This is a genomic window from Virgibacillus sediminis, from assembly GCF_042643265.1.
Lineage (GTDB): Bacteria > Bacillota > Bacilli > Bacillales > Amphibacillaceae > Virgibacillus_O > Virgibacillus_O sediminis.
This window is the reverse complement of sequence record NZ_JBHRRZ010000017.1, coordinates 240405-266548: the sequence shown is the minus strand read 5'-3', so window position 1 is coordinate 266548 and position 26144 is coordinate 240405. Positions and strand designations below refer to the sequence as shown.

Below are 26144 nucleotides of genomic sequence, written 5' to 3'. Positions count from 1 at the left end.
TGTAGCAGTTTACTACTCAATAACAGTAGACAAAAAAGAGTTGAAAAGTGACTCTTAATTTAAAGTTGCCCAAATTATCCTGAGGTTATATAGGCTTGACAGTTTCGTTCATATCAGTATATTTCCGGAGCAGGTATCCCCACCAAACAAAATTTCCAGTCAGTTTGGATTTTACTTGATTAAACACGTTTGTCTATAATGCAAAAAGCTGAAATTATAAGATTTCCATCTATCCACTCATTAAGTAGGAATAGCCACCCACTAACTTGGGGCGAAAACCTCCCATCCCCCACACTTTCCTATATTTTCTCCAGGCAACTGCTGAAAAATCTCCATAATATCTTCTTCCTAAATAATATATTGGAAACGGTTGCATATACATCAGCAGAGAGACGGCTAGTCTTTTATGGGAGAAATGATTCACCGGAAACTTCCGGGCATGTTCATCTCCCTCTCCGCATAACATGATATAAATCCTGTCCTAAATGGAGGAGAATCTATGGATATATTAAACAAGGTGAGAAACTACCGGGAAGAAGAGAAGCGTCTACAGTGGGAAGGAACATTTGCGGATTACCTGGAAATTGTGAAAGAACGGCCGGAAGTTGCCCAGTCTGCTCATTCACGTGTATATAATATGATTAAAAGTTCAGGACTGTCAGAGCGCGATGGAAGGAAAATGTATCATTTCTTTGGTGAAGAGATCTTTGGCCTGGAAGACGCGATTGAAAAGCTGGTGGAAGAGTATTTCCATCCGGCAGCCAAGCGTTTGGATGTCCGAAAGCGGATTCTGTTGCTAATGGGGCCGGTAAGCGGCGGTAAATCAACGATTGTGACGATGCTGAAACGCGGGCTGGAGCAGTACTCGCGGACTGATGAAGGGGCAGTATATGCGATCAAAGGGTGTCCGATGCACGAAGATCCCCTTCATTTGATTCCACAGCATCTTAGGGAGGACTTCTATGAGGAATATGGCATCCGGGTAGAGGGCAATCTGTCCCCACTGAACACGATGAGACTGGAAAAGGAATACGGCGGGCGGATTGAAGATGTGAAAGTGGAAAGGATCTTCTTCTCAGAGGATAAGCGTGTCGGAATTGGAACCTTCTCTCCATCCGACCCTAAGTCCCAGGATATTGCTGATCTGACGGGCAGCATCGACTTTTCCACCATTGCTGAATACGGCTCGGAATCAGATCCACGGGCCTATCGTTTTGATGGAGAATTGAACAAAGCGAACCGGGGAATGATGGAGTTCCAGGAAATCTTGAAAAGTGATGAGAAATTCCTTTGGCACCTGCTTTCCCTGACCCAGGAAGGGAATTTCAAGGCGGGAAGGTTTGCGTTGATTAGTGCAGATGAACTGATCGTGGCGCATACAAATGAAGCGGAATACCGTTCCTTCATATCCAATAAAAAGAATGAAGCGCTCCACTCCCGGATCATCGTAATGCCGATTCCTTATAACCTTAGGGTTACCGAGGAAGAACGTATCTATGGGAAGATGATCAGGGAAAGTGATATGGCCCATGTCCATGTGGCTCCGCATGCCTTGAGGGTTGCCGCCATCTTCTCCATTTTAACGAGATTGGAAGATTCCAAGAAAAATGGAATGGACTTGGTGAAGAAAATGAGGCTGTACGACGGGGAAAATGTGGAAGGATTCAATCAAGTGGATGTGGATGAACTGAGGAATGAGTTCCCTGAAGAAGGGATGACGGGAATCGACCCTCGTTATGTCATCAACCGGATCTCCTCGGCCATTATCAGGAAGGATGTTCCGGCCATTAATGCCCTGGATGTGCTGAGGTCGCTAAAAGAAGGGTTGGATCAGCATCCGTCCATTTCCAAAGAAGACAAGGAAAGATATATGAATTATATATCGGTGGCAAGAAGGGAGTATGACGAGATTGCGAAGAAGGAAGTACAGAAAGCATTCGTCTATTCCTATGAAGAGTCTGCAAAAACACTGATGGATAATTATCTGGACAATGTGGAAGCATACTGCAACCGCAATAAACTCAAAGATCCGCTCACCGGCGAAGAGATGAATCCAGATGAAAAGCTGATGCGTTCCATTGAAGAGCAGATCGGTATCTCGGAGAACGCTAAAAAGGCCTTCCGGGAGGAAATCCTCATCCGGATCTCAGCCTATGCGAGAAAAGGGAAGCGTTTCGACTATAATTCCCACGAACGGCTGAGGGAAGCCATTCAGAAGAAACTGTTTGCGGATCTGAAGGATGTCGTGAAGATTACCACCTCTTCCAAGACGCCAGATGAAAATCAATTGAAGAAAATCAATGAAGTAATAGCCAGATTGATTGATGAACATGGATATAACTCTGTTTCAGCAAATGATTTACTGCGCTATGTGGGAAGCCTCCTGAATAGATAACTCAAGCTGAAGAACAGTTGCTAGCAACAAGACATATAATGAGCGTCTTGTTGCTTTTTGTTTCTCTTTCTCCGCCCGGCAGCTTTCTGCCTGGGCGGTATCCTCTTTTTTATTAGGCAGAACGCTATACCATTTGTAATCTGGAAGCAGCGATGTCCAGCACCGTGTACCGGCTGCCATGCAGCTCTTCCCTCATGGCACTGAACATAATCCCTATGTCATCAACCGGGAGCTTTGGTCCTTTGTTTTAGAAACTTGTCAATAATCGGCAAGTACTTGCATAAAATAATGAAAAGTAAGTTGATAGATTTGCAGCATAGGGATGTTTTGATTGGTTGTTTGGAAGGCTTTAGAGACAGGTGAAGAAACTTTTCAGGAGGGGGAAGATCATGAGCGAAGATAATGGAAATTTTGTCGTCTCCAAGGAAAACTGGTCCCTCCATCGCAAAGGCTATCAGGATCAGCAGCGCCATATGGATAAGGTAAAGGATGCCATTAAAAATAATCTGCCCGACTTAGTGAGTGAAGAAAATATAATCATGTCCAACGGCCGCGATGTGATCAAGATTCCAATACGCTCACTGGATGAGTATAAAATCCGTTATAACTACAGCAAATCCAAGCATGTGGGCCAAGGAAACGGAGACAGTGAAGTCGGTGATCTTGTTGCAAGAGAGCCAGGTCAGCCAGGCCAAGGCCAGCAGGGTGCCGGCAAAGGAAAAAAGGCAGGCGACCAGCCTGGGGAAGATTATTATGAAGCAGATGTATCACTAGCTGAAATTGAGGAAGTACTCTTCAAGGAATTGGAATTGCCAAACCTGCAGCAGAAGGAACAAGCGGAAATCATCACGGATAAAGTGGAGTTCAATGACGTGCGGAAAAAAGGCCTGATGGGGAATATTGATAAAAAGCGAACCATTCTCACCGCATTAAAAAGGAATGCTACAGAAGGAAAACCTGGAATCACCCCAATCTACCAGGATGACTTAAGATTTAAGACATGGAACGAAGTGAAGAAGCCCGAGTCGAAGGCAGTAGTGCTGGCAATGATGGATACGAGTGCTTCGATGGGGACATTTGAGAAGTATATGGCAAGAAGTTTCTTTTTCTGGATGACGAAGTTTCTCCGTTCTAAATATGAATCGGTTGAAATAGCATTCATCGCCCACCACACCGAAGCCAAAGTAGTTTCCGAAGAGGACTTCTTCTCCAAGGGAGAAAGTGGCGGAACCATTTGTTCCTCCGCATATTTTAAGGCATTGGAACTGATTGAGGAAAGATTCAGCCCTGCCCGGTATAATATTTATCCTTTTCATTTTTCTGACGGAGAGAATATCACGTCCGATAACCCGAAATGTCTGCAGCTGGTACAGGAAATTATGGATGTCTCCAGTATGTTCGGGTATGGCGAGGTGAATGGATACAATCGCCCTTCCACCTTAATGAATGCCTATAAAACGATAGACGACCCAAAATTCCGCCATCATATCCTCAAACAGAAAAGCGATGTATATCATGCGATGAAAAGCTTTTTCAAAAAAGAGACCCAGCCGGTATAAAATGCGGAAATAGGACAATCGTTCAGGTGAAGTCCACCTGAACGATCTCTATACCTGCTCGATTTTATAGACGGCACGGTCCGTACTGATAATCAGCTGGGAGCCGTCCTTCTCATATAAAGAATCGTCTTCCAGCGGTATTTCATAGGTCGGGGAAGGCAGAGGTTCAAATTCATTATCTGCTGTTTCAATCTCGGCGTCTCCATTGAGCTGAAGTTCGTGGGTTGGCTCATAGTCGTCAATTCTCCGGTTATCTTTTCCATAGGAGATTGTCTGCAGATCCATTAAGGTTTCATCAATATCATCCATTTCATGCTTGGTGATTTTAATGCGGCGGCCGTTCCATTTATGCAGTAAGTCATTGAATTCTTCAATTGACAAGAATTGCTGTTGCATGAAAATCCCTCCTCTGCTTTTTAGTTTTCCCGGATTAAAAAAATATACACTTGGCATGGGCGATTTCATTTGGAGTCTCCTGCTTGGAAAATTGGAGAAGTGATCATTAACTAGAATGGAGGGATTCCGTTTGTCGGAACAGAGGGAACTGACATATGCAATTGACGAGATTACCGAGATTGCATCCGATTTTGGCCTGGATTTCTATCCAATGCGATATGAAATCTGCCCCGCTGATATCATTTATACATTTGGTGCTTATGGCATGCCAACTAGGTTCACCCATTGGAGTTTTGGAAAGCAGTTCCACCGGATGAAGCTGCAGTATGATCTGGGTTTGAGCCAGATATATGAATTGGTGATTAATTCGGATCCATGCTATGCTTTCCTGCTGGATACCAACAGTCTGATACAAAACAAATTGATCATAGCCCACGTGCTGGCCCACTGTGATTTCTTTAAGAATAATGTGAGGTTCTCAAACACCCGGCGGGATATGGTCGAGTCCATGACGGCCACGGCGGAGCGCATCGCACATTATGAAGTTGTCCATGGGAAAGATGAAGTGGAAAGTTTCCTGGATGCTGTACTTTCCATCCAGGAACATATCGACCCTTCCATTGTGAGGCCAAAGCTTCCTGCCTATGAGGAAGAAGAGGAAGAGGAACAGCAGGTGACAAAAGCAAAGAGTGATTATGATGATTTATGGAATTTAGACGAAAAGCCAGTGGAAAAGCCGAGACTATTCAAAAAAAGGAAGAAGTTCCCGCCAAAGCCGGAAAAAGATATACTTCTGTTCATTGAGGAATACAGCCGGGAATTGGAGGATTGGCAGCGTGATATTCTAACAATGATGCGGGAGGAGATGCAGTATTTCTGGCCGCAGCTTGAAACGAAGATCATGAATGAGGGGTGGGCCAGTTATTGGCACCAGCGGATCCTGAGGGAAATGGATTTGACTTCCGATGAAGTCGTTGAATTTGCTTCGTTGAATGCAAGTGTGGTGCAGCCCTCCAAACAGCAGATAAATCCTTACTATCTTGGTCTGAAGATATTCGAAGATATTGAAGAGCGCTACAATAATCCTACAGAGGAAATGAAGCGGATGGGAGTAGAGCCGGGGTCAGGAAGAGAGAAAATATTCGAAGTGCGGGAAATCGAGTCGGATATTTCCTTTATCCGTAATTACCTGACCAAAGAGCTGGTTGAACAGGAGGATATGTACCTGTTTGAGAAGCAGGGCCGGGATTACCGGATTACAGACAAGGATTATCAGAATGTACGAGATCAACTGGTGTCTATGCGAGTGAATGGCGGTTTTCCATATATTACGGTAACCAATGGGGACTATCTGCGTAATGGAGAATTATATCTTACCCACAGTTATGAAGGGACAGAGCTGGATCTGCACTACTTGGAAAATGTACTGCCATATATTTACCAGCTTTGGGGAAGGAATGTCCATATGGAAACCATGGTGGAGAATAAACAAGTTGTTTTCTATTATGATGGAGAAAAGATAAACCGCAGGCAGCTGTAAGTGAAGCCTGTCAGGATGGAAGAGCAGCGCATGGATGCCTGCTCTTTTTCATTTGGCGGCAAACCATTCTAGTTCGCAGTTCTCTTGTAACTTCCCGCCTCTTTCCTTTCACTCTGTTACAGGAGTGTTAAGATAGTGAAAATTCCATAGACATTTCCTTTATCCATGATAAAATTTAGGTAAGTACATAGACGAGAGGGATTTTTTCATGAAGCCATGGATGAGAAAAGCCTTAGTGGCAATGATTACTGTTATGACGCTTGGAATGTATACACCTCCCGCCCATTTGACTGCAGAGACAGAGAATGAGGGACACGGAGCAAACACCAAGCTGGATGCAGGGCGGGAAGAAACTCGGAGTACAGGGGCCGGCGAACTCGAAGTAACGCTCGGTTTTGACAGTGAGGACTATCTAAAAACCCTGACAGAAAAGGCAAAAGAACAAACCATGTATAAATTAGGCCCTAGAATCCTCCCACAGGTAGAGGATGAATTTACTGCGGTAATCTTTCCGAAAATGGAAGAGGCCGTGGAGCAGCTGGTTATGGAATCCGGCGATGCTGCCCCTATCTATTTCAGCATTACAGAGGACCCGTCTTCAGGTACAGGGGAAAGGATTTTCAACATCCATGACAGCAGGCAGGGAAAGGACATTGCCAAATTCCATGTGCGCAGGGACAACCGTCCATGGGAAGGATACTGGTTCAATTTCCACTACCATCTTAGTACAGATGGATTCGAAGAGCATTATGACATAGGAGAAATCTACTGGGATAAAAATATGCCACCCAAGTGGATGGCATAATTCAACAGGTATCGGCAAAAGGCGACAAGCGGTTGTTAGCCGGCACCTGTTTTTTTATTGTTTGAAATCGGTAAATTCTTGAGGTCCACTGAAAGAGCCGTTATGCCTTTAAGGAGAATTCAGTTCTGCCAGCACTTCACCAATTTCGTTTCCTTGGATAACCTGATCGGCAATGTGATCCATCTCTGTCTGCTCTTTATTTATAATGACTATCTTCGCTCCACTATCCTTTGCAATAATGGGAAATTGGTTTGCCGGTGTGACACTGAGTGAAGAGCCCATGACGATAAATAAATCAGACTTCCTGGCTTCGGACATGGCGAAGTCGAAAGCTTCTTCCGGAAGGGTTTCGCCGAACAGGACAACGGAAGGACGGAGTATACCGCCACAGGAACAATGGTAATCCTGGTTGATATAGTCCTCACTGTCATACACTTTGCCGCATGCTTGGCAGTGAAGCTTTTGGAGTGTGCCGTGGAGTTCGGCTACCTTCCGGCTTCCGGCCTGTTGGTGGAAGCCGTCCACATTTTGGGTGATGATGGATTGCACTTTTCCTTGCTTTTCCCACTCTGCCAGGATGTGATGTCCTTTATGAGGGCCATACTCCCTGACACCCTGAACGCGTTCGCGGTAAAACGCTATGAATTCACTGACATTATTATTGAGCGCATCGGCACTGGCAATTCTACTCGGATCCTTGCTCTGCCATAGTCCTTTGTTGGCGGAGCGGAAATCGGGCAGCCCGCTCTCCGTAGACATCCCAGCACCGGTGAAAACGACGGTATGTTTAGCTTCATCTATCCACTTTTTCAGCAACTTGCTCTCTCCTTTTCACCTTTTATTATACTAACTTCCCGTTTTCGTCACAAAATAGTAAAATATCGTGAAAAAAATTGCGGATAGTAAAGGATTAAATTGACCCATGACACTGTGTCATTTATAATTGAAGTATAAGAAATGACATAGTGTCACATGAGTGATGGGGGGAAATGCGTTGCCGAAGCCGACATTTTTTAATCTGCCGGACGAAAAACGGCAGAAATTAATTCATGCTGCAGGAGAGGAATTCTCACGGGTGCCATTGTTTGAAGCATCGATTTCCAATATTGTAAAAGCGGCCGGCATTCCACGTGGAAGCTTCTATCAGTACTTCGAAGACAAAGAGGATATCTTTTTTTATCTGCTGAATGAACAGGCGGTAAAAAGAAAGAATTCCTTCATTGCCATGCTGGAAAAACATGATGGGGACATCTTTGAAGCGGTCACGGAAATATACAGGGAGTTCCTGTATGACATGCCTGATGAGGAGGAGCGCAACTTCTTGAAGAACGCCTTCCTGAATGTCACACATAAGATAGAAGATGCCTTTACCACTATGTTCAGCGGAACACAGAGCAATGAACAAATAGAGGAAATAAAACAGTTGATCAACAGGGAAATTTTGAATATATCCGAGGAGAAAGAGCTGTTTTATGTCATACAGATCCTTACTGCTGTTGTATTCCGCAACTTTGTAGAGAAATTTGCCAGGGAACTGTCGGACGGTGAAGCAATGGATAATTTCACCGTCGAGATGAATTTGCTGAAAAAAGGTTTAGCCAAACGTACATAGAATATAAATCTCTTTAGGAATGGGGTATGATAAATGACAGTGAAGGTTTATGGTGCACCATGTTCGTCGACAAGGAAGGCAAAGGAATGGCTGAGGAATAATCGAATTCCTTTTACGGAACGCAATGTACTGAGGGATCCTCTTACCATACAGGAACTTTATGATGTACTAAGGTTGACCGTTGATGGTACAGAGGAAATCATTTCTACAAGGTCCAAAATCTATAAGGAGCTGGACATTGATATGGATGCTCTCCCATTGAAGGAATTGCTGGAGTTGATCCAAACGCATCCCAACCTGCTGAGAAGTCCGATAATTATGGACAATAAGCGGTTGCAGGTGGGTTACCATGAGGAGGATATCCGGCAGTTCCTTCCGAGGAAGACTCGTGAGAACCAATGGATCCAATGGAAGAGAAACCATTTGCGTCTGGCTGAAATCTAGCTGCAGACGACAGACTGCAGAACAGCAATTATTCACCATCCCTTTGGAGGGTTACCATGGAATTGATCGCAGAACAGCCTTACTTTAAGGTGGAAAGACAGGTAAATAGCCTGGAACAGATAGATGTGGAAGATCCGCGGACCCTCTATCTCTATGAGGACAAAGTGGTTACCAAGCATAGGGAATTTCCTATCGAAGACGTATTGGATATGTCTTACCGCTTTATTGGCGGTCAGGGAGGCCTGTTATATCTTCATACAGCCAAAGGGGTATTTTCCTATAATGTGAAGACTTCCCCTGAGGAATTTGTACAGGCATACAGAGACCATTTCAAATAGCAAAATCAAAGCAAAAGCACCTCCGGAAGATTCCGAGGGTGCTTTTATACTTCTTTGCTAAGACCTTACAGGTTGTTTCCGTCTTTTTTCTGTTTTATCAACAATGGACGTACCAGTCATATCGCCCGTAATGTTCAGGGAGGTTGCCCCCATTCCAATGATGGCATCTACAGATGTCAGCAGGGCTGCAATTTCAAGCGGAAGTCCTACCTGGACGAATACAGTGGCAATCATGATGATGCCAGCCCCTGGAACTCCAGCGGTTCCGATGGATGCCAATGTACCGATAAGGACCACTTGCAGCATCTCTGTAAAGCTGAGTGGATCTCCAATCATATTGGCGGCAAACGCTGCAGAAACTGCGATGCGGATGGCTGCACCGTCCATGTTGATGGTGGCTCCAAGTGGCAGGCTGAACCCGTAAAGTCCTTTGTTCAATCCCATATTCCTTGCAGCATTAAGCGTTAGGGGCAGCGTTCCGGAACTGCTCTGGGTAACAAACGCCGTCAGCATTGGTGTGCGGGCATGCCGGAAAAAGTCTGCAAGTGAAATCTTGAAGATGAGCAGGAATAAAATATAGAATCCCAGCTGTACCAACAGGGCGATGTAGAAGACCATGAGCATGTGGCCGAGGGATAATAAGGTGTCGGTCCCCTGGGTCCCCACTGTGCCTGCGACGATAGCGAAGATGCCGATCGGAACATATTGGAGAATACCTCTCATAATGGTCAGTGTGGCTTCATTCAATCCTTCAGCGACACTATAAACGAGCCTTCCCTGTTTAGCAAAAGCTTCGGAAGACCGCAAAATAGAAATGGCAATTCCGAAAGCGAGAGCAGTGAATATAATACCCAATAGATTAAGCTCGCTGAAAGCAGTGACAATATTATCCGGGACGATATTCAGAAGGACGGTGCTCAGCCCTGGGCTATCTGGAGTATCCAGTTCTTCACCTGAAGGGAATGGCATACCGCTTCCAGGCTGGAAAATGCCGGAGATGACCAAGCCTGAGATAATCGCCAAAGCAGTACTGGCGATATAATAGAAGATCGTTTTCCCGCCCATCCGTCCGAGATTCAGAACGTTTGTCTGGTTGATGCCGACAATTAGGGTGAATAGTACTAACGGGATGATCAGGAAGTTAAGCAGACGGATCAATAGGTCCCCTAACGGAGCCAGGACATTGGCATCCTCACCAGCTGCCAGGCCGACTACTACTCCCAATATCAGGGCAGCAGTGATTTTCAATATTAGTGACGTTTCTATGTAACCTCTCCAAAGAGCCTTCAAAATTTACCCTCCTCCTTGAAAAAATATAATGAATAGAAATACTGGAAACTTTATTGGATTAGTCAACTTACGTTACAATACTCTTCATGTATCTGTCAAAACTTCTGCTCTTTCTATAAAAATAGTATTTACATCTTGGTGAGTTTATTCTATAATTTAAAGCCTAGTAAGATTATCAGATAAGGAGGTTTGTTTGATGGAGCAAACCGCGTTAGGTTCATCATCAACGAAAAAATTCAACATTGACCCTACTACGGTAGTAAAGGAACTTAATCCAATCCAGAAACCATACATGACAGCAGGTATCATGGTGGCGCTGGTTCTGTTGATCGCAATTTTAACTACTACCACATTGACACAGGGTGTTTTATATATAATTGGTATTGCTTTGGGAGTGACTCTGCTGCACGCCCGCTTCGGTTTCACTTCAGCATTCCGCAGACTTGCATCTGTCGGTAATGTACAAGGTCTGCAGGCACATATGGTGATGCTGGCAGTAGCCACGACACTATTTGCGATTATTCTGGGGACTGGGTTCAGTTTCACAGGAAATGACCCGTCTGGCTATGTCTCACCTGTTGGTGTGAGCGTACTGGTCGGCGCATTTATGTTCGGGATTGGTATGCAGCTCGGTAATGGCTGTGCATCTGGAACACTATATAACCTAGGTGGGGGCTCATCCTCCATGGTTCTGACAATTATCTCATTCATCGTAGGATCAACCATCGGTGCCTATCATTTTACATTCTGGATGGATACCCCTGCACTTCCAGCCATTTCCCTGGCTGAATCGACAGGGTTTGGATATTTTGGCGGATGGTTTGTTCAAATGGTCATCTTCGCTGGAATCTATTTGCTGACGATCAAGATTGCCAAAAAGAAAAACCCGCCAATGATGAAGCCGCTGGCAACCACGAATGGCTGGAAAAAAGTTTTCCGGGGAGCCTGGCCGCTGTTCGCAGCAGCCATCATTCTGGCCGTACTGAATGCTTTGACCCTGGCGATCCGCGGAAATCCTTGGGGTATTACCTCAGCATTCGCGTTGTGGGGCGGAAAAGCCGCTTCTGCTGTCGGAATTGATGTGGCATCCTGGGGATATTTCTCAGGAGCGAACGGGGAAGCCCTCACCCAGTCTGTCCTAGCCGACTCGACTAGTGTCATGAATTTCGGCATTATTCTGGGTGCATTCATTGCTGCGTCTGCACAAGGAAACTTCAAGCCACGTAAGATAAAACCTGGCATTGCCGGTGCATCCATCATCGGTGGACTGTTGATGGGATATGGTGCCCGTCTGGCATTCGGCTGTAATATCGGCGCTTACTTCGGCGGCATCGCCTCCTTCAGCCTGCATGGATGGGTATGGATGGTAATGGCTTTGCTTGGTACAGGGCTTGCCTTATTGATCCGCCCATTGTTCGGGATGAAGAATCCGAATAAGCAAGATACCTTCTGTTAAATTAAAATGAGAAAAAAAGTGGATTGCCTGTTGGCAATCCACTTTTTTTATGGCTAACGGACACTCGATTTTTCGTATGGAATTTCGAAAGTGCGGAAGCCTAATAAGAACCATATATTTTTAGGCCTTAAGAAGCTCGACGAAATGGCGGAGGATTTTAGCGGTTAACCCCCAGATAACTTTACCATGGTACTGGTAGAACAGTTCATCGGTTTCACGGAACTGCCAGTTATAATCTTCTCCTCCGACAATCAATTCATATGGAAAATCATCCGCCGGTTGTACCTGTAGACGTACCTGATGTACTTCAGGCTCGTTCTCAAGGAAAAAGTTGAGGGGAACAGTGAAGACCTCCTCTACTTCCCCGTCATTTGGCTTCACTTCTTGTCGGGGCGCAACTTTTCCAATGAAGGGGTAGATGATCCTCCCAGAATCGGAAACGATATAGTCAAGGGGAATTACTTCATCCACCTCTTCCTCCTTGATGGTCAGTTCTTCTGTTGTTTCCCTGACTGCCGCTTCCCGCGGACTGCTGTCACTCTGTTCAATTCGGCCCCCTGGAAAGCAGGTATCACCCGGCTGCCTGTTTAATTTCATCGATCTTACTTCAAATAGGAGATGGGTTTCGCCATCCTTTTCGACAAGGGGAATTAAAATTGCCGAGCGGAAATACTTATCCTGGCCCAAAATGGTTGGTGTTCTGCCTTTCAACTTGTGGACAATAGATGATACTTCCATCTGGTCACCTCCTTTAAAGATGGTAAGTTGTTTTTATATTCTATTATACAAGCCTATGTTTCTATGTAAAAGAAATGCATCGGCTGGCAATATGGAAGGCGCCGGCATGACGCGGCAGGCGCCCCCTATCAGGTAACTAAAAAGGATGAAACTGTTCGTCGATCGGCTTGGTTTTTATTTCTTCCAGTCCTTCCAGATCCACCTGTTGTTCATGATCCATTTCATCTAATGGAAAAACGGTTGCGGTTTCCTGTCCATTTACATCCTGGAGATAAACTGGGATGCCCCGATAGTTAACTTGGACCATATGCGGTGTTCCGATAATCTCTTCGGCCCGTTGTCTGTCCATTTTTCTCTCTCTCCTTTATAAAAGGATATACTTATTTTTGGCATTACGAGAAGGTCTCATCCGAGGAATGAATTGGATATCCCGCTGGTTGGAGCAATTATAAGGTCCCCTTCTGCCAGTAAAAAGTAGTGGGTCTGCAACGCTGTACGAATCAGGCGGACCTTTGCCATATCGGTATATAAGCAGATTGCATTTAAATGCTGCTTGCATCCGATATAATATAACTAACTTCTGAAAAAGGATGGATGATGATGGAATATAAAATGATGGAAAATGGCTTTCAGGCCGAGTTTGAATATGGCAAGCTGGATGTGTCCAGCGATGACCAATATGGTTTCCGGCCATACGCATTGCTTGTATCATCGGTTGCTGTTTGTAGCGGGGGCGTCCTTCGCAAAGTATTGAAGAAAATGCGTATTGATTTTGACGATATAAATATTAAGGCGGATGTGAAGCGGAACCCGAATATCGCCGACCGTGTAGAGGAAATCAATCTCCACTTCACCATCTATGGCCATGATATTCCTGAGAAAAAAGTGGAAAAGGCAATGGAGCTTACCCGTAAAAACTGTTCCATGGTCCAGTCTGTTTTGGACAGTATTAAAATAGAGGAGACATTTGAAATAAAATAAGGAATGATCACCCGGGAATCGCATGCATTTCCGGGCTTTATTCTAGAAATATAGTATGTACATAGGAAGCTTGCTATGGCTGGTTCACTGTGGATTTTCGCACGCCTTAAATTTGGTAGTACTGCGCCCTTTGTCTCGTCACCGCTATTTACATTCCAACAATATCGAAAAATGTGCAGGAGAAGAGAATTTATTACGAAAATAAGTTAAACTAATAAGGTATACGAACATAAATAAATAGTAAGCACTGCCAGCGGGAATAACTCCATAGGGGTGAGGAAATGAAACTGATCGGGATCTCCGGATCAATCGTCGGATCCAAGACAAGAGCGACGGTTGAGAAGGTGTTAACCAATATAAAAACATATCTTCCGGAGGCTGAAGTTGAACTGGTCGATTTGAAGGATTATCAGCTCGACTTCTGTGACGGAAGATATTATATGGATTATGAAGGCGATACAAAGGCGCTCATCCATAAAGTGATGGAAGCGGATGGGTATATTATCGGCACACCAATTTTTCAGGCATCCATACCGGGCACATTGAAAAATATGTTCGACCTGCTGCCGGTAGATGCTATGATGAATAAGCCGGCAGGACTGGTCGCTACAGCTGGGTCATCCAAACACCATCTGGTCGTAGAGCACCAGCTGAAGCCGATCCTTGCCTATATGAAAGCAATGGTGCTGCCGCAGTACGTATTTGTAGAAGAACAGTATTTCAACGAGAAGAAAGAAATCACCAACGGGGAAATGCTCTACCGCTTGGAGAAGCTGGCGGAAGAGGTTGTTGATATGGGCGGGAGAATCGGGAAGACTTCCTGCTGATCATCCCTGTAGAACAGGAGACAGACGATGAAACTGATAGCTACTGACTTAGACGGAACATTATTGAATCAAAAAGGGGAAGTAAGCAGGGAAAATGCAGAGGCCATCCAAAAGGCGGTCGATAGGGGCCTCCAGTTTGTGGTAGCCACCGGCAGATCGTATGGCGCGGCCGGCAAACCCTTGAAGGAAGTAGGCCTTTCCGCCCCCGTCATTTGCCTGAATGGTGCCCTGACTTATTCTGAGGATAGAAAGGTTCTCCGGTCCGTACCATTGGATAGGAAGACCGCAAAAAATATCCAGGAACTTTGCGACCAGCTGGGAATGTATTTTGAGTTTTTCACAAGCAATGGCGTATATTCCACCAATCAGGAACAATTCCTGCAAGTAATGATCGATATCATGAAATCAGCTAATCCGCATATGTCGGAGGCGGAGATCATTGAGGGTGCCGAGCAGCGCTTCCAGGATGAGCAGGTGGAGTTCATTTCGGATAATGAGCAGGTATTTGCGGTGGAAGGATTGGAGATTTACAAAATTCTTGCCTTCTCTATGGATAAGGCGAAGCTCGCCGAAGTCCGTGAATCGTTGCAAGGGGAAGAACAGCTTGCGATTACCTCATCAGGGGACATTAACCTTGAATTCAACCACCCCGCTGCCCAAAAAGGCATTGCTTTACAGTCTCTGGCCGGGAGTATGGGGATCGATATGGGCGATGTCATGACACTGGGTGACAACTTTAATGATGCCAGCATGCTTCAGATGGCCGGTCGCAGTGTTGCAATGGGCAATGCCGAAGAGGAGATCAAGGCCATGTGCTCGCATGTCACAGGAACAAATGAAGAGAACGGAGTGGCAGCAGCTATTGAGGAAATGCTCGATGCATTGCCACAAGGATCACCCAAATAGGGGTGGTCCTTTTCTTACATAAGAAGGGTGGCGTCTCTGTTTAGTAGGTGTGTTTTCCATTCCTTTTTCGGGGAATGGAACAGTAATACTTACTAAAGAAAGGTGGGTCTACATGTTTTTTAATGGATGGGATGCAATCGGTCGTACGCTTTTAGTCGGCCTTCTGGCATATATTGGACTTGTCCTTTTTCTCCGAGTCTCCGGAAAGCGTACCCTGTCAAAAATGAATGCTTTCGACCTGGTCGTAACTGTTGCCCTGGGTTCCACCCTGGCGACCATTCTGCTGAACCAGAAAGTTAGCCTGGCGCAAGGCTTGACGGCATTCTTTGTTCTGATTGGAATGCAGTATTTGATTGCTGCTTTATCGACAAGATCAGACTTCGTAAGCCGGCTGATTAAATCAAAGCCCCAGCTGTTGTATTATAATGGCCAATATTTGCATCATAGCATGAAAAAAGCCCGCGTCTTGGAGGTGGAAGTCCTCCAGGCTTGCAGGTCAGATGGAATTGGTTCGATGGATGAAGTGGAAGCGGTTGTGTTGGAGACTGATGGAAAAATATCAGTGGTTAAACAAAATCCTCAACAAGATCAATCCACACTGACTAATGTACAGGAAAGCAACTGATACGGAGGAGAGAACAGGATGTATACTACCGATAAAGTCTATATTGGAAAATTGGACCGACCGCCCTGGTCCCTGTTTATTGCCGTCACTGAGCAGGGGCTGGCTTTTGTCGGCTCGGACAACGGTCCAAAATCGGAGGTAGAGAGCTGGGCAGCTAGAAAGCGTCCGGAATCTACTCTGGTGGATGATCAGGATAGAATCGCCCCGTATGTCAGCCAGTTGGAAGAATATCTAGATGGGGAGCGTAAGGCTTTTGAAATGCCCTTGGATTTATCAGGCACACCTTTTCAGCAACAGGTCTGGACTGCACTGACCGAAATACCATATGGCCGGACTGCGGCCTATTCCGAGGTCGCCGGCAAAATTGGACGGCCCCGGGCAGTGCGGGCTGTGGGGGCTGCAATAGGGGCCAATCCAGTGATGGTGGCGGTACCTTGCCATCGGGTGATCGGCAAAAATGGCAAGATGACCGGATACCGTGGAGGATTGGCAATGAAACAGAAACTGTTGGAGCTGGAGCAGGGATGAACAGGCCGGGATATCTGCTGATGTATGAAAAGCTGTTGGACTATTACGGCCCCCAAGGGTGGTGGCCTGCTGACAATCCCTTTGAGATGATGATCGGTTCCATATTGGTGCAGAATACGAGCTGGCGCAATGTCGAGAAGGCTTTCCAAAGATTAAAGCCATACCTGGAGGAAAATGTAATCTATGATATGCCGGTAGATGAGCTGGCATTGCTGATCCGGTCCAGCGGCTTTTTTAATATCAAAGCAAAGCGCATCAAGTCCTTCATGGAATGGTACAGCAGGTATGACTTTGACGTGGATCAGGTACGCCGGGTGGAGGGCGGCCGGCTGAGAGAGGAACTGCTTTCCATTAAAGGCATTGGCCAGGAAACAGCGGACGTCATGCTCCTCTATGCCTTTCAGCATCCTGTTTTTGTAGTCGATGCCTATGCAAGGAGGATTTTCTACCGCGTTGGTTTCAACATGCCTAAAACATATGATGCGTTTCGTGAAAAGGTAGAAGGAGAAGTCCCGGGCAGCCTTGCGTTATACAATGAGTTTCATGCCCTGCTGGTAGAGCATGCAAAAGTCCATTGCAAGGCCAAACCGATTTGTGAAGGCTGCCCGTTGTTCACCTTTTGTGACCGTAGGCTGGATGAATCATAACTGTAAGTTACCCCGGATCTATTGGAGTATAGCCCCGTCTTTTTTGTCTGCAAGCAGCGTGGCACAAGGGCATGAATGGTCTAAAAAAAATTGGCCGGGCACACTCCGAAGCCGATTCAAGTCCCCCTCTTTGCCTGAACTGAAAAAAAGGAGCTGTGTGCCAGCCCCTTTTCCTTACTTTTTCTTGTTTTTTTCCCTACGGTATTCTGCACCGCCCGGCAGCTTTTTATCGATGACACGATCAATATCCAGCTGAGGTTTTCCGCGCAGTGCTTCATTATTGATCCATGTCGCCGATTGTCTATTATTGTCCCTTTTCATATTGGAAACCTCCCGAGGGCATCATGCCCTGTTCTTCGCGTGTTAATCCAAATAATCAGTATCGAACGGATTCTCCCGCTTTTCGTTCTGGACAGAAATCCACTGAACAGTAGTGAATTCCTCCAGAGACCATTCGCCGCCGAAGCGCCCCAATCCGGAGTCCTTTTCGCCGCCGAAGGCAATCAATGGCTCATCGTTTACACTCTGGTCATTCACATGGACCATGCCGGTGTGGAGCTTCTGGGCAACTTCAACCCCTCGTTCCGGAGAGCCTGCATGGACTGCCCCGCTTAGCCCGAATGGTGTATCATTGGCTATTTCGACAGCTTCCTCCTCGCTGTCTGCCGGTATGATAGTTACCACAGGACCGAACATTTCATGTTTGGCAGTGGCCACTTCATTCGTGCCAGTAAGCACGTAAGGATGCAGGATATTTCCTTCTGCTTTACCCTCCAGGACCACTTCGGCACCTTGCTTTTTCGCTTCCTCTATCTCACCAAGGATTCGGTCCACAGCATCCCTATTGATCAGAGGCCCAATCATGTTCTCTTCGTTCCGCGGATCACCGACGTTAATCTGTTTGGCCCGCTCTACGAATTTTTCAACGAACTCCTCATATTTGCTCTGGTGAACAATAATCCTGTTGATTGCCATACATACCTGGCCATTATGCATGAATTTGCCGAAGAGGGCTGAACCAACCGCACGATCCACGTCTGCATCATCCAGAACAAGCAAAGCATTGTTTCCGCCCAGCTCCAGTACAGCCTTCTTGATGTTTTTGCCGCAGAGCTCACCAATATGGCGTCCTACCGGGGTGGACCCTGTAAATGAAATCAACCGTGGGATTGGATGCTCTACAAACGCATCACCGATATCCTCCATATCCGGGACGACCACATTTAACAAGCCTGCAGGCACACCAGCTTCTTCGAAAACTTTCGCAATGAGGATTCCACCGGTGACTGCTGTCTGTTCATCCGGCTTCACTACCACCCCATTGCCAGTGGCTAGGGCCGGTGCTACTGAGCGCATGGCCAGATACATCGGGAAATTGAATGGCCCGATGACCCCCACGACCCCAAGGGGTTTCCGGTAAATTCTATTTTCCTTGCCGGCAACAAGGGATGGTACGAGCTTTCCTTCCATTCGAAGCGGGAAGGAAGCTGCTTCTCGGGTAATGGCAATGACAAAATCCATTTCCACATTGGCTTTCATATGGGTAGCTCCGCCTTCTTCCACCATATGATGAATGATTTCTTCTCTTCTATTTTCCAAAATCTGTACGGCTTTTTCCATGATGGAGGAACGTTCAAAGGCATTCAGTTTCTGCCATTCTTTCTGCCCAGCTTGTGCGGATTCATAAGCTTCGTTGACATCGTCTTTGTTCGCCATCTTAATCTTCTGCAGGACATCTCCGTTATATGGATTCGTCAGTTCATAGGTAGATGAGCCCTTTCCTTCTCTCCATTCGCCTGCAATATAATTCAGGTTAAGGTCCTGATATTTTTCCATACAGATACCACCTTTACAGCAATTTGTTGATAAATTTTCCCTTTCCTAACAGGATCTAAACGATACAAAGGTCATCCTCGTCCATTGCTGCCTTTATTCCTTGCCAGCTTCTCACGGTTTTCGACTCCAGGCGGCTGTTCCATCCAATTATTCAGGATCATCAAGTCTGCTCCACTCTTTGCGAGGCGGGCTGCTTCCAGGGACAACCGCTCATAATTGACCATTAAATCGGTCCGTTGGCTGGCGGCGGCTGCGGTTGCATAGTTTCCAATTCCGGCAGTGGTCATCAGAGACATATGGAACATCAGCAATTTATCGGAGAATGTCTTTGTCGTTGAATTGCTGACCGCCATATCCGGTGACTGTGGAGTTTGGATATCATCCTCCAATAAGGTGGTAGAAAATATCTTTGCATGCTTTTGGGAAATTTCCTTGGCCCTCAGCATAAAATCCTGTACTTCTTTGGTCGGGGAGGTCTGGGCGAAAGCGATGGCCAGCTTTCCCCCCATCACATTAGTGATCACATTTAGATACAGATGGGAGATCTCGATGGAGTTAAGCGGCCGGTTCTCACTGAATGGATTGAGTCCACTATAGTACTTTTTACTGTCGATGTATTCGGATGCCTTAGGAACTTCGATATATGGGTGCCTTGCTTCCACTCCTTTTTCCAGAGCTGTTTCTGTCGAGCGGTTATACAATTGTACAGTCTCCTGCATTCCTGCAGAGAAGTACTGGCGGATATCCCTTCTGGTACACATGCCAATAAATCCACCATAGGTGACCATAGCTACTTTAGCCATATGGTTGACGTAGTTAAGGCAGAAAATATCCGAGAACAGCCAGGGAGCCTCCATGTTTACATCCTCTTCTGTAAATGCACGTGGGAGGGCGTAATCTTCCTGTTCAAAGAGGTAACGGAGCTGCTTTCGGTGGTTAAAGGCAATTTCATAGGAATTTCTGACAATCATCTTTATCTCCTCATCTTCAATATGCTGAAGGATAAATTTCAACATCTTTTCGGACATACTGTTATTCATGTATGCTGTCCATAGACAGCCGATTTCCGCGGATGTCAGCTTAATGTTTTTCTCGATCATATGCACCCTCCTGGATTACGTTGGATAGCCTTAGTATGTGCATGACTGCTCAGGCTTATTAGTGTGGCGTTGGAGAGAGGAACTCAATATAAAAAAGCTGCCCCCTTGGTAGGGACAGCTCCGAGTGTTAGATGGTTTTAGGAAGCCTAGGGAAGCAGTGTTTATCGGTCCACTGATAGTCTTTCTCTGCTAATCAGGTGGATTGCCGGCCGGATGCTTACTTAGCCTTTTGTTCTTTCACTTAGTTTTTAATCATTTCAAAGACTTGATCAACGTCCTTATCTCCCCGGCCGGAGAGATTGACGATGACGGCTTCGTCCTGTGGCAGCTGTTTTGCAACCTTGATGGCATGAGCTACAGCATGGGAGCTTTCTAATGCAGGGATAATGCCCTCAACCTTGGACAGTTCCTGGAATGCTTCCAATGCTTCCTGCCCGCTTGCTGTTACATATTCGCCGCGTCCACTCATTTTCAAGTGGCTGTGCTCCGGTCCGACTCCGGGGTAGTCCAGCCCGGCTGCAATTGAGTACGTCGGTTCAGGCTCACCATTCTCATCGAGCAGGGTCAGGGATTTATAGCCATGCAGGACGGCAGGAACCCCCTTGGAGATGGTTGCCGCCTCTTCCGGCTCCACTCCGATTAGCCTCACCTTATCTTCCTTGATATAATGGGCGAATGCTCCAATGGCATTACTGCCGCCGCCTGTGCAGGCAATCACTGCTGCAGGGAGCTCTCCTTCTTTATCAAGGATCTGGCGTTTGGATTCCAGACTGATCACCGCCTGAAAGTGTTTGACGATGCTTGGATATGGATGCGGCCCGACCGCCGAACCAATCAGATAGAAGGTATGATCCGAGTTGGCGATAAGATCTTCCAAAGCCACATCCACGGCATCTTTTAGCCGGCCCTGTCCTTTCTCTACAGCAACCACCTCAGCCCCAAGTAGTTCCATACGGAATACATTGAGCTTTTGTCTTTCTGTATCCACTTTTCCCATATAGATGGTACACGGCAGACCGAACATGGCTGCAGCGGTGGCCGTGGCTACACCATGTTGTCCGGCTCCGGTTTCGGCGATGATTCGGGAAGCCCCCATCCGTTTCGCCAATAGGATCTGCCCGATGACATTATTGATTTTATGGGCGCCTGTATGGTTCAAGTCCTCGCGTTTCAAATAGATTTTTGCCCCGCCGACTTTCTCTGTAAGATTCTGGGCGAAAGTCAGCGGATTTTCACGCCCGACATATTCCCTTAAATAATACTCGTAGTCCTCAAGGAATTCGGGGTCATTCTTATAGGTCTCAAAAGCTTCTGCGATTCCATCCAATACCTTTTTCAGGTCTTCCGGGATAAAGCTTCCCCCAAACTCCCCGAACATTCCATTCTCTGCTGTGCTCTGTTCCATACTCATCTATCATTCTCTCCTCTGTCTGGGATTAGCATTTATTCTCTATCATGCTTTGTTTCATTCTAACATCTGGGTGGTGATTATCAAGGTGAAGGATGGAAAAGGAACCATAGGGTCTGGGGTGAATTTTAATAGATTGGAAATTTAAATTTTTGTAGTATAATAAACTCTATCATGTTATGATAACGTTTACATATATTTCTCTGAGCATTTTCAGGAGCGAAATAGAAGCACTATATAGTGTGGAACTATTCAACAGTGGAGGGATTAAATGAAGAAGGAAATATCTGTTCAAAGGGCTCTGATACCTTTAATAGCCATGATTACTATCATGGCTGTCACTATTATCGTGTTTGAAGGGGATCCGCACATTCCGCTTATTCTAGGAACGTTGGTTGCAGGGGTGACAGCATGGTTATCAGGGTTCACTTGGAAGGAAATTGAAGAAAGCATGTATAAAGGAATAAGGCTAGCACTCCCTGCCATTCTGATCATCCTGCTGGTCGGTCTGACAATCGGCGCTTGGATTGGCGGAGGGATTGTGGCTACCATGATTTATTATGGACTAGAGCTTATTACACCTTCCTTGTTCTTAGTGACCATTTGTATTATATGTGCCATTGTGGCGCTGGCTATCGGAAGCTCCTGGTCCACAATGGGTACGATCGGGGTGGCAGGAATGGGCATCGGTATGAGTCTGGGTATATCTGCCCCAATGGTTGCCGGGGCCGTGATATCCGGTGCTTACTTCGGAGACAAGATGTCGCCATTATCTGATACAACCAATCTGGCATCCGGATTGACCGGGACCAATCTGTTCGAGCATATTAAACATATGTTTCATTCGACCATCCCTGCGCTAGGGATTGCATTGGTTGCTTATTGGTTCATGGGCAGGAATTTTAGTGATGGATCGATAAATGTTGTGGAAATTGGCCAGACAGCTACTGTGATGGACAGCAGTTTTGTCATTTCACCCTGGCTCTTGTTGGTACCATTGGCAGTGATTGTTTTGGTTGCAAAGAAGGTACCCGCCGTTCCTGCATTATTGGTAGGTGTCATTCTCGGGTTTCTCTGTCAGGTTTTCATCCAGGGAGATACTTTTGCCACGGCGGTCTGGAATCCATGATGTATACGGTGTCTTTAACCTTAGTAGCAATGACTTTCGGTGGCATCTTGGAGCATACGGGGATGCTGGCAGCAATTGTGATGCATATCCTTAAAATTGCCAAGTCTGCAAAAAGCCTAATCATTATTACCATTGCTTCCTGCTTTGCTACGAACGTCACCTGTTCGGAACAATACATCTCGATTGTAGTACCATCCAGAATGTACAGTGAAGCATACAAAAAGAAAAACCTTCATTCCAAGAACCTTTCCAGAGCACTCGAGGACGGCGGTACGCTGACATCCGTGTTCATCCCTTGGAATACATGTGGTGTATTTATCTTCGGGACGCTTGGGGTAAATGCCTTCCAGTATGCGCCATATGCCATTGTTAACTTTACCGTTCCTATCATCTCCATAATATTTGCGACCACTGGCTATAGTATTGCTTATATAAAAAACATCAAAAAGATGGATGGAGACAGCAATAAAGAATTAATCACTGGCTAGACAGTGATTCATCTATCAATATAAGTTTCTCCCGTACTTGTCATTAAGTGCGGGATTTTTTTATTAAGAAAGTTTCATTACTAGGTAGGAATAGCCTTGTCTGCTTTAGTGTTTTAGGGGCCTGCCTCTCCGTACGTCGCTTATTTGCTTCTTTATTCTGTTTTTCATCCAAAAACTACAAGATAGAAGGAACGTCTGAGAAGCTGCTGTATATAATATGACTATTCCTAGTATTTTAATATGTTTTAAAAAGAGGAGGGGTGTGAATGGGCAGGGAATTCATTGAGATTTTTGAAGGTTGGGCCGCGGACTATGACAAGAGTGTAGCCGGCGAGGACCCCCAATATGCGGCTGTTTTCCATAGATATGATGAAATATTGCAGGAAGTAGCAGATCGGGTGAAAGGGACGGTATTGGAGTTTGGAACAGGAACAGGGAATTTGGCAAAGAAGATGATGGAGGTCGGCCATGAGGTGATCGGGATAGAGCCTTCTCACAGTATGCGCACCATTGCGAGGGGGAAATTTCCAAACCTTACTGTACTGGATGGGGACTTTCTTACCTTTCCGGATATCGGCAAACCGGTAGATACCGTTGCAAGCAGTTATGCCTTCCATCATCTGTCAAAGGATGAGAAGGAAAAAGCGGTTCAGCAGTTTGGAAGAATGCTTCCCCCTGGAGGAAGGATTATTTTTGCCGATACCATGTTCCGTTCGGAGGAAGAACATGATCAAGCAGTAAAAGATGCACGGAGCCGAGGGTTTGCTGCGTTGGCGAATGACTTGGAGAGGGAGTTCTACCCTTACACAGGCGATATCAAGGAGTTGTTTGAAAAGAATGGGTGGAAGACCCGGCTGGAGCGGATGAATGATTTTGTGTGGCTGTTGGAAGCAGTAAAGGAGCAAATTGGAGCGGATTGATAGGTGTCCATAACCTTAGAAAGGGGTGAGAAAAGAAATGGCGGTATATCATTCCGTTCATGAATTGGTCGGCAATACACCGTTAATAGAGCTCACCAATTTCCAACTGCCTGAAGGAGTGCGTCTTTTTGCGAAATTGGAGGGATTCAACCCGGGCGGAAGTGTCAAAGACAGACTCGGCAGAAAGTTGATTGATGAGGCGCTCAGCCAGGGCCGTGTGCAGGAAGGAGGGACAATTATTGAGCCGACTGCCGGGAACACCGGTATCGGCCTGGCACTTGCTGCACTGCAGAGAAACCTCCGTATCATTTTTTGTGTACCAGAGCATTTCAGTATGGAAAAGCAGTCACTGATGGAGGCACTGGGTGGGGAAATAGTGCATACCCCTGCGAATGAGGGGGTGAAGGGGGCAATCCGGAAGACTGAAGAATTGTTGGAGAAAATCCCTGGAAGCTATTCTCCCAGGCAATTTTCAAATCCTGCTAATCCAATGGCCTATTACCAGACAATCGGTCCAGAGATTTGGAAGGGTTTAGGCGGAAGAATCGACGTATTTGTTGCCGGAGCGGGAACAGGCGGGACATTTATGGGGACGGCCCGGTTTTTGAAAGAAAAGAATCCGGACCTCCGTGCTTCCATCGTGGAGCCTGAAGGGTCGATCATCGGTGGAGGAAAGCCCGGCCCTCATTTGACAGAGGGGATTGGCATGGAATTTCTCCCTGACTATATGGACAGGAAGCTGATGGATGAAGTTCATACGGTCCCCGATGCGGATGCTTTCCGAATGGTAAGAGAGCTGGCTGGAAAGGAAGGGTTATTAGTTGGGAGTTCCTCGGGCGCAGCCATGTATGCAGCTTTGGAAGAGGCTCGCCGTGCTCCATCCGGGTCGATGATTGTCACGATTTTCCCGGACGGGAGCGATCGCTATTTAAGCAAACAAATTTACGATATAACTAGAATGGGAGGGGCGGTTAATAGTGAGAAGCAAAACGAAAATGATCCATGGAGGAATCAGCAAAGATGACCAGACCGGAGCTGTTTCGGTGCCGATCTATCAGGTGAGCACCTTTGAACAGGAAAGTGTCGGTAAGCACCGGGGATTCGAGTATTCCCGAACGGGCAATCCGACCAGGCATGCGCTGGAACAGTTGATTGCTGATTTGGAGAATGGGAAGGAAGGGTACGCATTTGCTTCCGGGATGGCGGCTATCACTTCGGTAATGATGTTGATGGAGGCGGGGGATCATATAATCTTGACAGATGATGTGTACGGCGGATCTTACCGGCTGATGAGCAAGGTGTTGAACCGTTTCGGCCTGCACCATAGCTTCGTGGACACAAGCAACCCGCAAAAGGTGGAAGAATCCATTACTAAAGATACCAAGGCCCTGTTTATTGAGACACCGACTAATCCACTCCTTAAGATCACCGACATTCAAGAAATGGCCCGGATCGCCAAAGACCATGACTTGCTATTGGTAGTCGATAATACATTTGCCAGTCCATACTGGCAGCGGCCATTGGAATTAGGTGCAGATATCGTGCTTCACAGTGCAACTAAGTATATTGGCGGCCATAGTGATGTAGTAGCGGGGCTGGTGGCCGTGAGAGATAGTAAGCTATCGGAAAAACTCCATTTCATCCAGAATTCAGCGGGAGGAATACTGGGGCCGCAAGATTCATGGTTGCTGATGCGGGGGATTAAGACACTTGCCTTAAGGATGGAGGCGATTGAGGCAAATGCCCAAAAAATCGCAGCTTTTCTAAAGGAGCACCCCAAGGTTTCTGCTATCCACTATCCAGGATTGAAAAGCCATCCCGGCCACCAGATAGCTAAGAAGCAGGGGGACGGTTACGGCGGTATGCTTTCTTTCGAGGTGGGCAGTGGCGAAGCAGCGGAGCAAGTGATCTCGCAGGTCAACTATTTCACTCTGGCAGAAAGCCTCGGTGCTGTCGAAAGCCTGATATCCATGCCTGCAAAGATGACGCATGCCTCCATCCCGGCTGAAAGAAGAAGAGAGCTGGGGATCTCGGACGGCCTGATTCGGATTTCGGTTGGAATTGAAGATGGGGACGATTTGATAGAAGACCTCAAGCAGGCACTTTAGTAACGGGGGTCAGTTATGCCCCTGCCTTTTTTTGAAGGAAAATGGCCTGGCTGATCGACATCGGCATT

General features: G+C 46.4%; 25 protein-coding genes and 2 pseudogenes. 18 read left to right on the top strand and 9 right to left on the bottom strand.

What is annotated here, in order from left to right:
• Positions 1-499: 499 nt before the first annotated feature.
• Together ACFODW_RS12280 and yhbH are read left to right on the top strand one after the other, a co-directional pair.
• Positions 500-2395 (top strand): PrkA family serine protein kinase, encoded by a 1896-nt coding sequence (locus tag ACFODW_RS12280; RefSeq protein ID WP_390306851.1) that lies wholly within the window; start codon positions 500-502, stop codon positions 2393-2395.
• Positions 2396-2784: 389 nt separating this feature from the next.
• Positions 2785-3954, top strand: a complete 1170-nt coding sequence (yhbH, locus tag ACFODW_RS12275) for a sporulation protein YhbH (RefSeq protein WP_390306849.1) — start codon at positions 2785-2787, stop codon at positions 3952-3954.
• A gap of 48 nt (positions 3955-4002) precedes the next feature.
• Here the strand turns inward: yhbH and ACFODW_RS12270 are convergent, their stop codons facing one another.
• The gene (locus ACFODW_RS12270) at positions 4003-4350 is read right to left on the bottom strand and encodes a hypothetical protein (protein WP_390306847.1); all 348 of its coding nucleotides are present in this window, start codon (positions 4348-4350) and stop codon (positions 4003-4005) included.
• Between the two features lie 130 nt (positions 4351-4480).
• On the opposite strand from ACFODW_RS12270, the gene ACFODW_RS12265 reads away from it, so the two are divergent.
• Together ACFODW_RS12265 and ACFODW_RS12260 are read left to right on the top strand one after the other, a co-directional pair.
• Entirely contained in the window at positions 4481-5890 is a 1410-nt protein-coding gene (locus tag ACFODW_RS12265; protein ID WP_390306845.1) for a SpoVR family protein, read from the top strand.
• 208 nt (positions 5891-6098) lie between these two features.
• Positions 6099-6695, top strand: coding sequence for a YpjP family protein (locus ACFODW_RS12260; protein ID WP_390306843.1), 597 nt, complete (start codon positions 6099-6101; stop codon positions 6693-6695).
• 108 nt (positions 6696-6803) lie between these two features.
• Here ACFODW_RS12260 and ACFODW_RS12255 read toward each other — a convergent pair whose 3' ends face one another.
• A complete protein-coding gene (locus tag ACFODW_RS12255) occupies positions 6804-7511 on the bottom strand; it encodes an NAD-dependent protein deacylase (protein WP_390306841.1) in 708 nt (235 codons plus the stop codon).
• 178 nt (positions 7512-7689) lie between these two features.
• On the opposite strand from ACFODW_RS12255, the gene ACFODW_RS12250 reads away from it, so the two are divergent.
• Genes ACFODW_RS12250 through ACFODW_RS12240 form a run of 3 tightly spaced genes read left to right on the top strand, consistent with a single transcriptional unit; the run spans position 7690 to position 9089 of the window.
• Positions 7690-8307 carry a TetR/AcrR family transcriptional regulator gene (locus ACFODW_RS12250; protein WP_390306839.1) on the top strand — a complete coding sequence of 206 codons (618 nt, stop codon included), beginning with the start codon at positions 7690-7692 and terminating at the stop codon, positions 8305-8307.
• 33 nt (positions 8308-8340) lie between these two features.
• A complete protein-coding gene (locus ACFODW_RS12245; RefSeq protein ID WP_390306837.1) occupies positions 8341-8751 on the top strand; it encodes a Spx/MgsR family RNA polymerase-binding regulatory protein in 411 nt (136 codons plus the stop codon).
• Between the two features lie 56 nt (positions 8752-8807).
• Entirely contained in the window at positions 8808-9089 is a 282-nt protein-coding gene (locus ACFODW_RS12240) for a hypothetical protein (RefSeq protein WP_390306834.1), read from the top strand.
• 57 nt (positions 9090-9146) lie between these two features.
• Here ACFODW_RS12240 and ACFODW_RS12235 read toward each other — a convergent pair whose 3' ends face one another.
• On the bottom strand, positions 9147-10379 hold the full coding sequence (locus ACFODW_RS12235) for a dicarboxylate/amino acid:cation symporter (protein ID WP_390306832.1): 1233 nt from the start codon (positions 10377-10379) through the stop codon (positions 9147-9149).
• A gap of 196 nt (positions 10380-10575) precedes the next feature.
• Here ACFODW_RS12235 and ACFODW_RS12230 point away from each other — a divergent pair, with 196 nt between their 5' ends.
• Complete coding sequence (locus tag ACFODW_RS12230; RefSeq protein WP_390306830.1) at positions 10576-11835, top strand: YeeE/YedE family protein; 1260 nt, start codon at positions 10576-10578, stop codon at positions 11833-11835.
• A gap of 120 nt (positions 11836-11955) precedes the next feature.
• On the opposite strand, the gene ACFODW_RS12225 is transcribed toward ACFODW_RS12230, so the two are convergent.
• Together ACFODW_RS12225 and ACFODW_RS12220 are read right to left on the bottom strand one after the other, a co-directional pair.
• Positions 11956-12573, bottom strand: a complete 618-nt coding sequence (locus ACFODW_RS12225) for an NUDIX hydrolase (RefSeq protein ID WP_390306828.1) — start codon at positions 12571-12573, stop codon at positions 11956-11958.
• A 136-nt stretch (positions 12574-12709) separates the two neighbouring features.
• The gene (locus ACFODW_RS12220; protein ID WP_390306826.1) at positions 12710-12922 is read right to left on the bottom strand and encodes an H-type small acid-soluble spore protein; all 213 of its coding nucleotides are present in this window, start codon (positions 12920-12922) and stop codon (positions 12710-12712) included.
• A gap of 251 nt (positions 12923-13173) precedes the next feature.
• Between ACFODW_RS12220 and ACFODW_RS12215 the strand changes: the two genes are divergently transcribed.
• The 6 genes from ACFODW_RS12215 (at position 13174) to ACFODW_RS12190 (ending at position 17087) form a co-directional block, all read left to right on the top strand.
• Complete coding sequence (locus tag ACFODW_RS12215) at positions 13174-13554, top strand: OsmC family protein (protein ID WP_390306824.1); 381 nt, start codon at positions 13174-13176, stop codon at positions 13552-13554.
• A gap of 281 nt (positions 13555-13835) precedes the next feature.
• Entirely contained in the window at positions 13836-14381 is a 546-nt protein-coding gene (locus ACFODW_RS12210) for an NADPH-dependent FMN reductase (RefSeq protein WP_390306822.1), read from the top strand.
• Between the two features lie 27 nt (positions 14382-14408).
• On the top strand, positions 14409-15287 hold the full coding sequence (locus tag ACFODW_RS12205; protein ID WP_390306820.1) for a Cof-type HAD-IIB family hydrolase: 879 nt from the start codon (positions 14409-14411) through the stop codon (positions 15285-15287).
• 112 nt (positions 15288-15399) lie between these two features.
• Positions 15400-15912 (top strand): DUF421 domain-containing protein, encoded by a 513-nt coding sequence (locus ACFODW_RS12200; protein WP_390306817.1) that lies wholly within the window; start codon positions 15400-15402, stop codon positions 15910-15912.
• 18 nt (positions 15913-15930) lie between these two features.
• Positions 15931-16440: a methylated-DNA--[protein]-cysteine S-methyltransferase gene (locus ACFODW_RS12195; RefSeq protein WP_390306815.1), complete on the top strand. Its 510-nt coding sequence runs from the start codon at positions 15931-15933 to the stop codon at positions 16438-16440.
• Complete coding sequence (locus tag ACFODW_RS12190; protein WP_390306813.1) at positions 16437-17087, top strand: endonuclease III domain-containing protein; 651 nt, start codon at positions 16437-16439, stop codon at positions 17085-17087. The genes ACFODW_RS12195 and ACFODW_RS12190 overlap by 4 nt, the downstream gene beginning before the upstream one ends.
• A gap of 174 nt (positions 17088-17261) precedes the next feature.
• Here the strand turns inward: ACFODW_RS12190 and ACFODW_RS12185 are convergent, their stop codons facing one another.
• From ACFODW_RS12185 to trpB, 4 genes are all read right to left on the bottom strand, one after another.
• On the bottom strand, positions 17262-17408 hold the full coding sequence (locus tag ACFODW_RS12185; RefSeq protein WP_390306811.1) for a hypothetical protein: 147 nt from the start codon (positions 17406-17408) through the stop codon (positions 17262-17264).
• A 42-nt stretch (positions 17409-17450) separates the two neighbouring features.
• A complete protein-coding gene (locus ACFODW_RS12180) occupies positions 17451-18923 on the bottom strand; it encodes an aldehyde dehydrogenase family protein (protein WP_390306809.1) in 1473 nt (490 codons plus the stop codon).
• 71 nt (positions 18924-18994) lie between these two features.
• On the bottom strand, positions 18995-20023 hold the full coding sequence (locus ACFODW_RS12175; protein ID WP_390306807.1) for a DUF3231 family protein: 1029 nt from the start codon (positions 20021-20023) through the stop codon (positions 18995-18997).
• A gap of 241 nt (positions 20024-20264) precedes the next feature.
• Complete coding sequence (trpB, locus tag ACFODW_RS12170; protein ID WP_390306805.1) at positions 20265-21434, bottom strand: tryptophan synthase subunit beta; 1170 nt, start codon at positions 21432-21434, stop codon at positions 20265-20267.
• A 268-nt stretch (positions 21435-21702) separates the two neighbouring features.
• On the opposite strand from trpB, the pseudogene ACFODW_RS12165 reads away from it, so the two are divergent.
• The 4 genes and pseudogenes from ACFODW_RS12165 to ACFODW_RS12150 all read left to right on the top strand — a co-directional run bounded on the left by ACFODW_RS12165 (position 21703) and on the right by ACFODW_RS12150 (position 26076).
• Positions 21703-23048 (top strand): annotated as a pseudogene (locus ACFODW_RS12165) (Na+/H+ antiporter NhaC family protein).
• A 266-nt stretch (positions 23049-23314) separates the two neighbouring features.
• On the top strand, positions 23315-23968 hold the full coding sequence (locus ACFODW_RS12160; protein ID WP_390306802.1) for a class I SAM-dependent methyltransferase: 654 nt from the start codon (positions 23315-23317) through the stop codon (positions 23966-23968).
• Positions 23969-24005: 37 nt separating this feature from the next.
• A pseudogene (locus ACFODW_RS12155) lies at positions 24006-24917 on the top strand (PLP-dependent cysteine synthase family protein); the annotation flags it as partial.
• Positions 24918-24945: 28 nt separating this feature from the next.
• Positions 24946-26076, top strand: coding sequence for a bifunctional cystathionine gamma-lyase/homocysteine desulfhydrase (locus ACFODW_RS12150; protein ID WP_390306799.1), 1131 nt, complete (start codon positions 24946-24948; stop codon positions 26074-26076).
• Positions 26077-26144: the final 68 nt, after the last annotated feature.

Bases quoted from the DNA above. Each gene is read 5' to 3' on its own strand.
- ACFODW_RS12280 (WP_390306851.1), top strand. From the start codon at position 500: ATGGATATATTAAACAAGGTGAGAAACTACCGGGAAGAAGAGAAGCGT.
- yhbH (WP_390306849.1), top strand. From the start codon at position 2,785: ATGAGCGAAGATAATGGAAATTTTGTCGTCTCCAAGGAAAACTGGTCC.
- ACFODW_RS12270 (WP_390306847.1), bottom strand. From the start codon at position 4,350: ATGCAACAGCAATTCTTGTCAATTGAAGAATTCAATGACTTACTGCAT.
- ACFODW_RS12260 (WP_390306843.1), top strand. From the start codon at position 6,099: ATGAAGCCATGGATGAGAAAAGCCTTAGTGGCAATGATTACTGTTATG.
- ACFODW_RS12245 (WP_390306837.1), top strand. From the start codon at position 8,341: ATGACAGTGAAGGTTTATGGTGCACCATGTTCGTCGACAAGGAAGGCA.
- ACFODW_RS12240 (WP_390306834.1), top strand. From the start codon at position 8,808: ATGGAATTGATCGCAGAACAGCCTTACTTTAAGGTGGAAAGACAGGTA.
- ACFODW_RS12230 (WP_390306830.1), top strand. From the start codon at position 10,576: ATGGAGCAAACCGCGTTAGGTTCATCATCAACGAAAAAATTCAACATT.
- ACFODW_RS12225 (WP_390306828.1), bottom strand. From the start codon at position 12,573: ATGGAAGTATCATCTATTGTCCACAAGTTGAAAGGCAGAACACCAACC.
- ACFODW_RS12220 (WP_390306826.1), bottom strand. From the start codon at position 12,922: ATGGACAGACAACGGGCCGAAGAGATTATCGGAACACCGCATATGGTC.
- ACFODW_RS12215 (WP_390306824.1), top strand. From the start codon at position 13,174: ATGGAATATAAAATGATGGAAAATGGCTTTCAGGCCGAGTTTGAATAT.
- ACFODW_RS12210 (WP_390306822.1), top strand. From the start codon at position 13,836: ATGAAACTGATCGGGATCTCCGGATCAATCGTCGGATCCAAGACAAGA.
- ACFODW_RS12205 (WP_390306820.1), top strand. From the start codon at position 14,409: ATGAAACTGATAGCTACTGACTTAGACGGAACATTATTGAATCAAAAA.
- ACFODW_RS12200 (WP_390306817.1), top strand. From the start codon at position 15,400: ATGTTTTTTAATGGATGGGATGCAATCGGTCGTACGCTTTTAGTCGGC.
- ACFODW_RS12195 (WP_390306815.1), top strand. From the start codon at position 15,931: ATGTATACTACCGATAAAGTCTATATTGGAAAATTGGACCGACCGCCC.
- ACFODW_RS12190 (WP_390306813.1), top strand. From the start codon at position 16,437: ATGAACAGGCCGGGATATCTGCTGATGTATGAAAAGCTGTTGGACTAT.
- ACFODW_RS12185 (WP_390306811.1), bottom strand. From the start codon at position 17,408: ATGAAAAGGGACAATAATAGACAATCGGCGACATGGATCAATAATGAA.
- ACFODW_RS12180 (WP_390306809.1), bottom strand. From the start codon at position 18,923: ATGGAAAAATATCAGGACCTTAACCTGAATTATATTGCAGGCGAATGG.
- ACFODW_RS12175 (WP_390306807.1), bottom strand. From the start codon at position 20,023: ATGATCGAGAAAAACATTAAGCTGACATCCGCGGAAATCGGCTGTCTA.
- trpB (WP_390306805.1), bottom strand. From the start codon at position 21,434: ATGAGTATGGAACAGAGCACAGCAGAGAATGGAATGTTCGGGGAGTTT.
- ACFODW_RS12160 (WP_390306802.1), top strand. From the start codon at position 23,315: ATGGGCAGGGAATTCATTGAGATTTTTGAAGGTTGGGCCGCGGACTAT.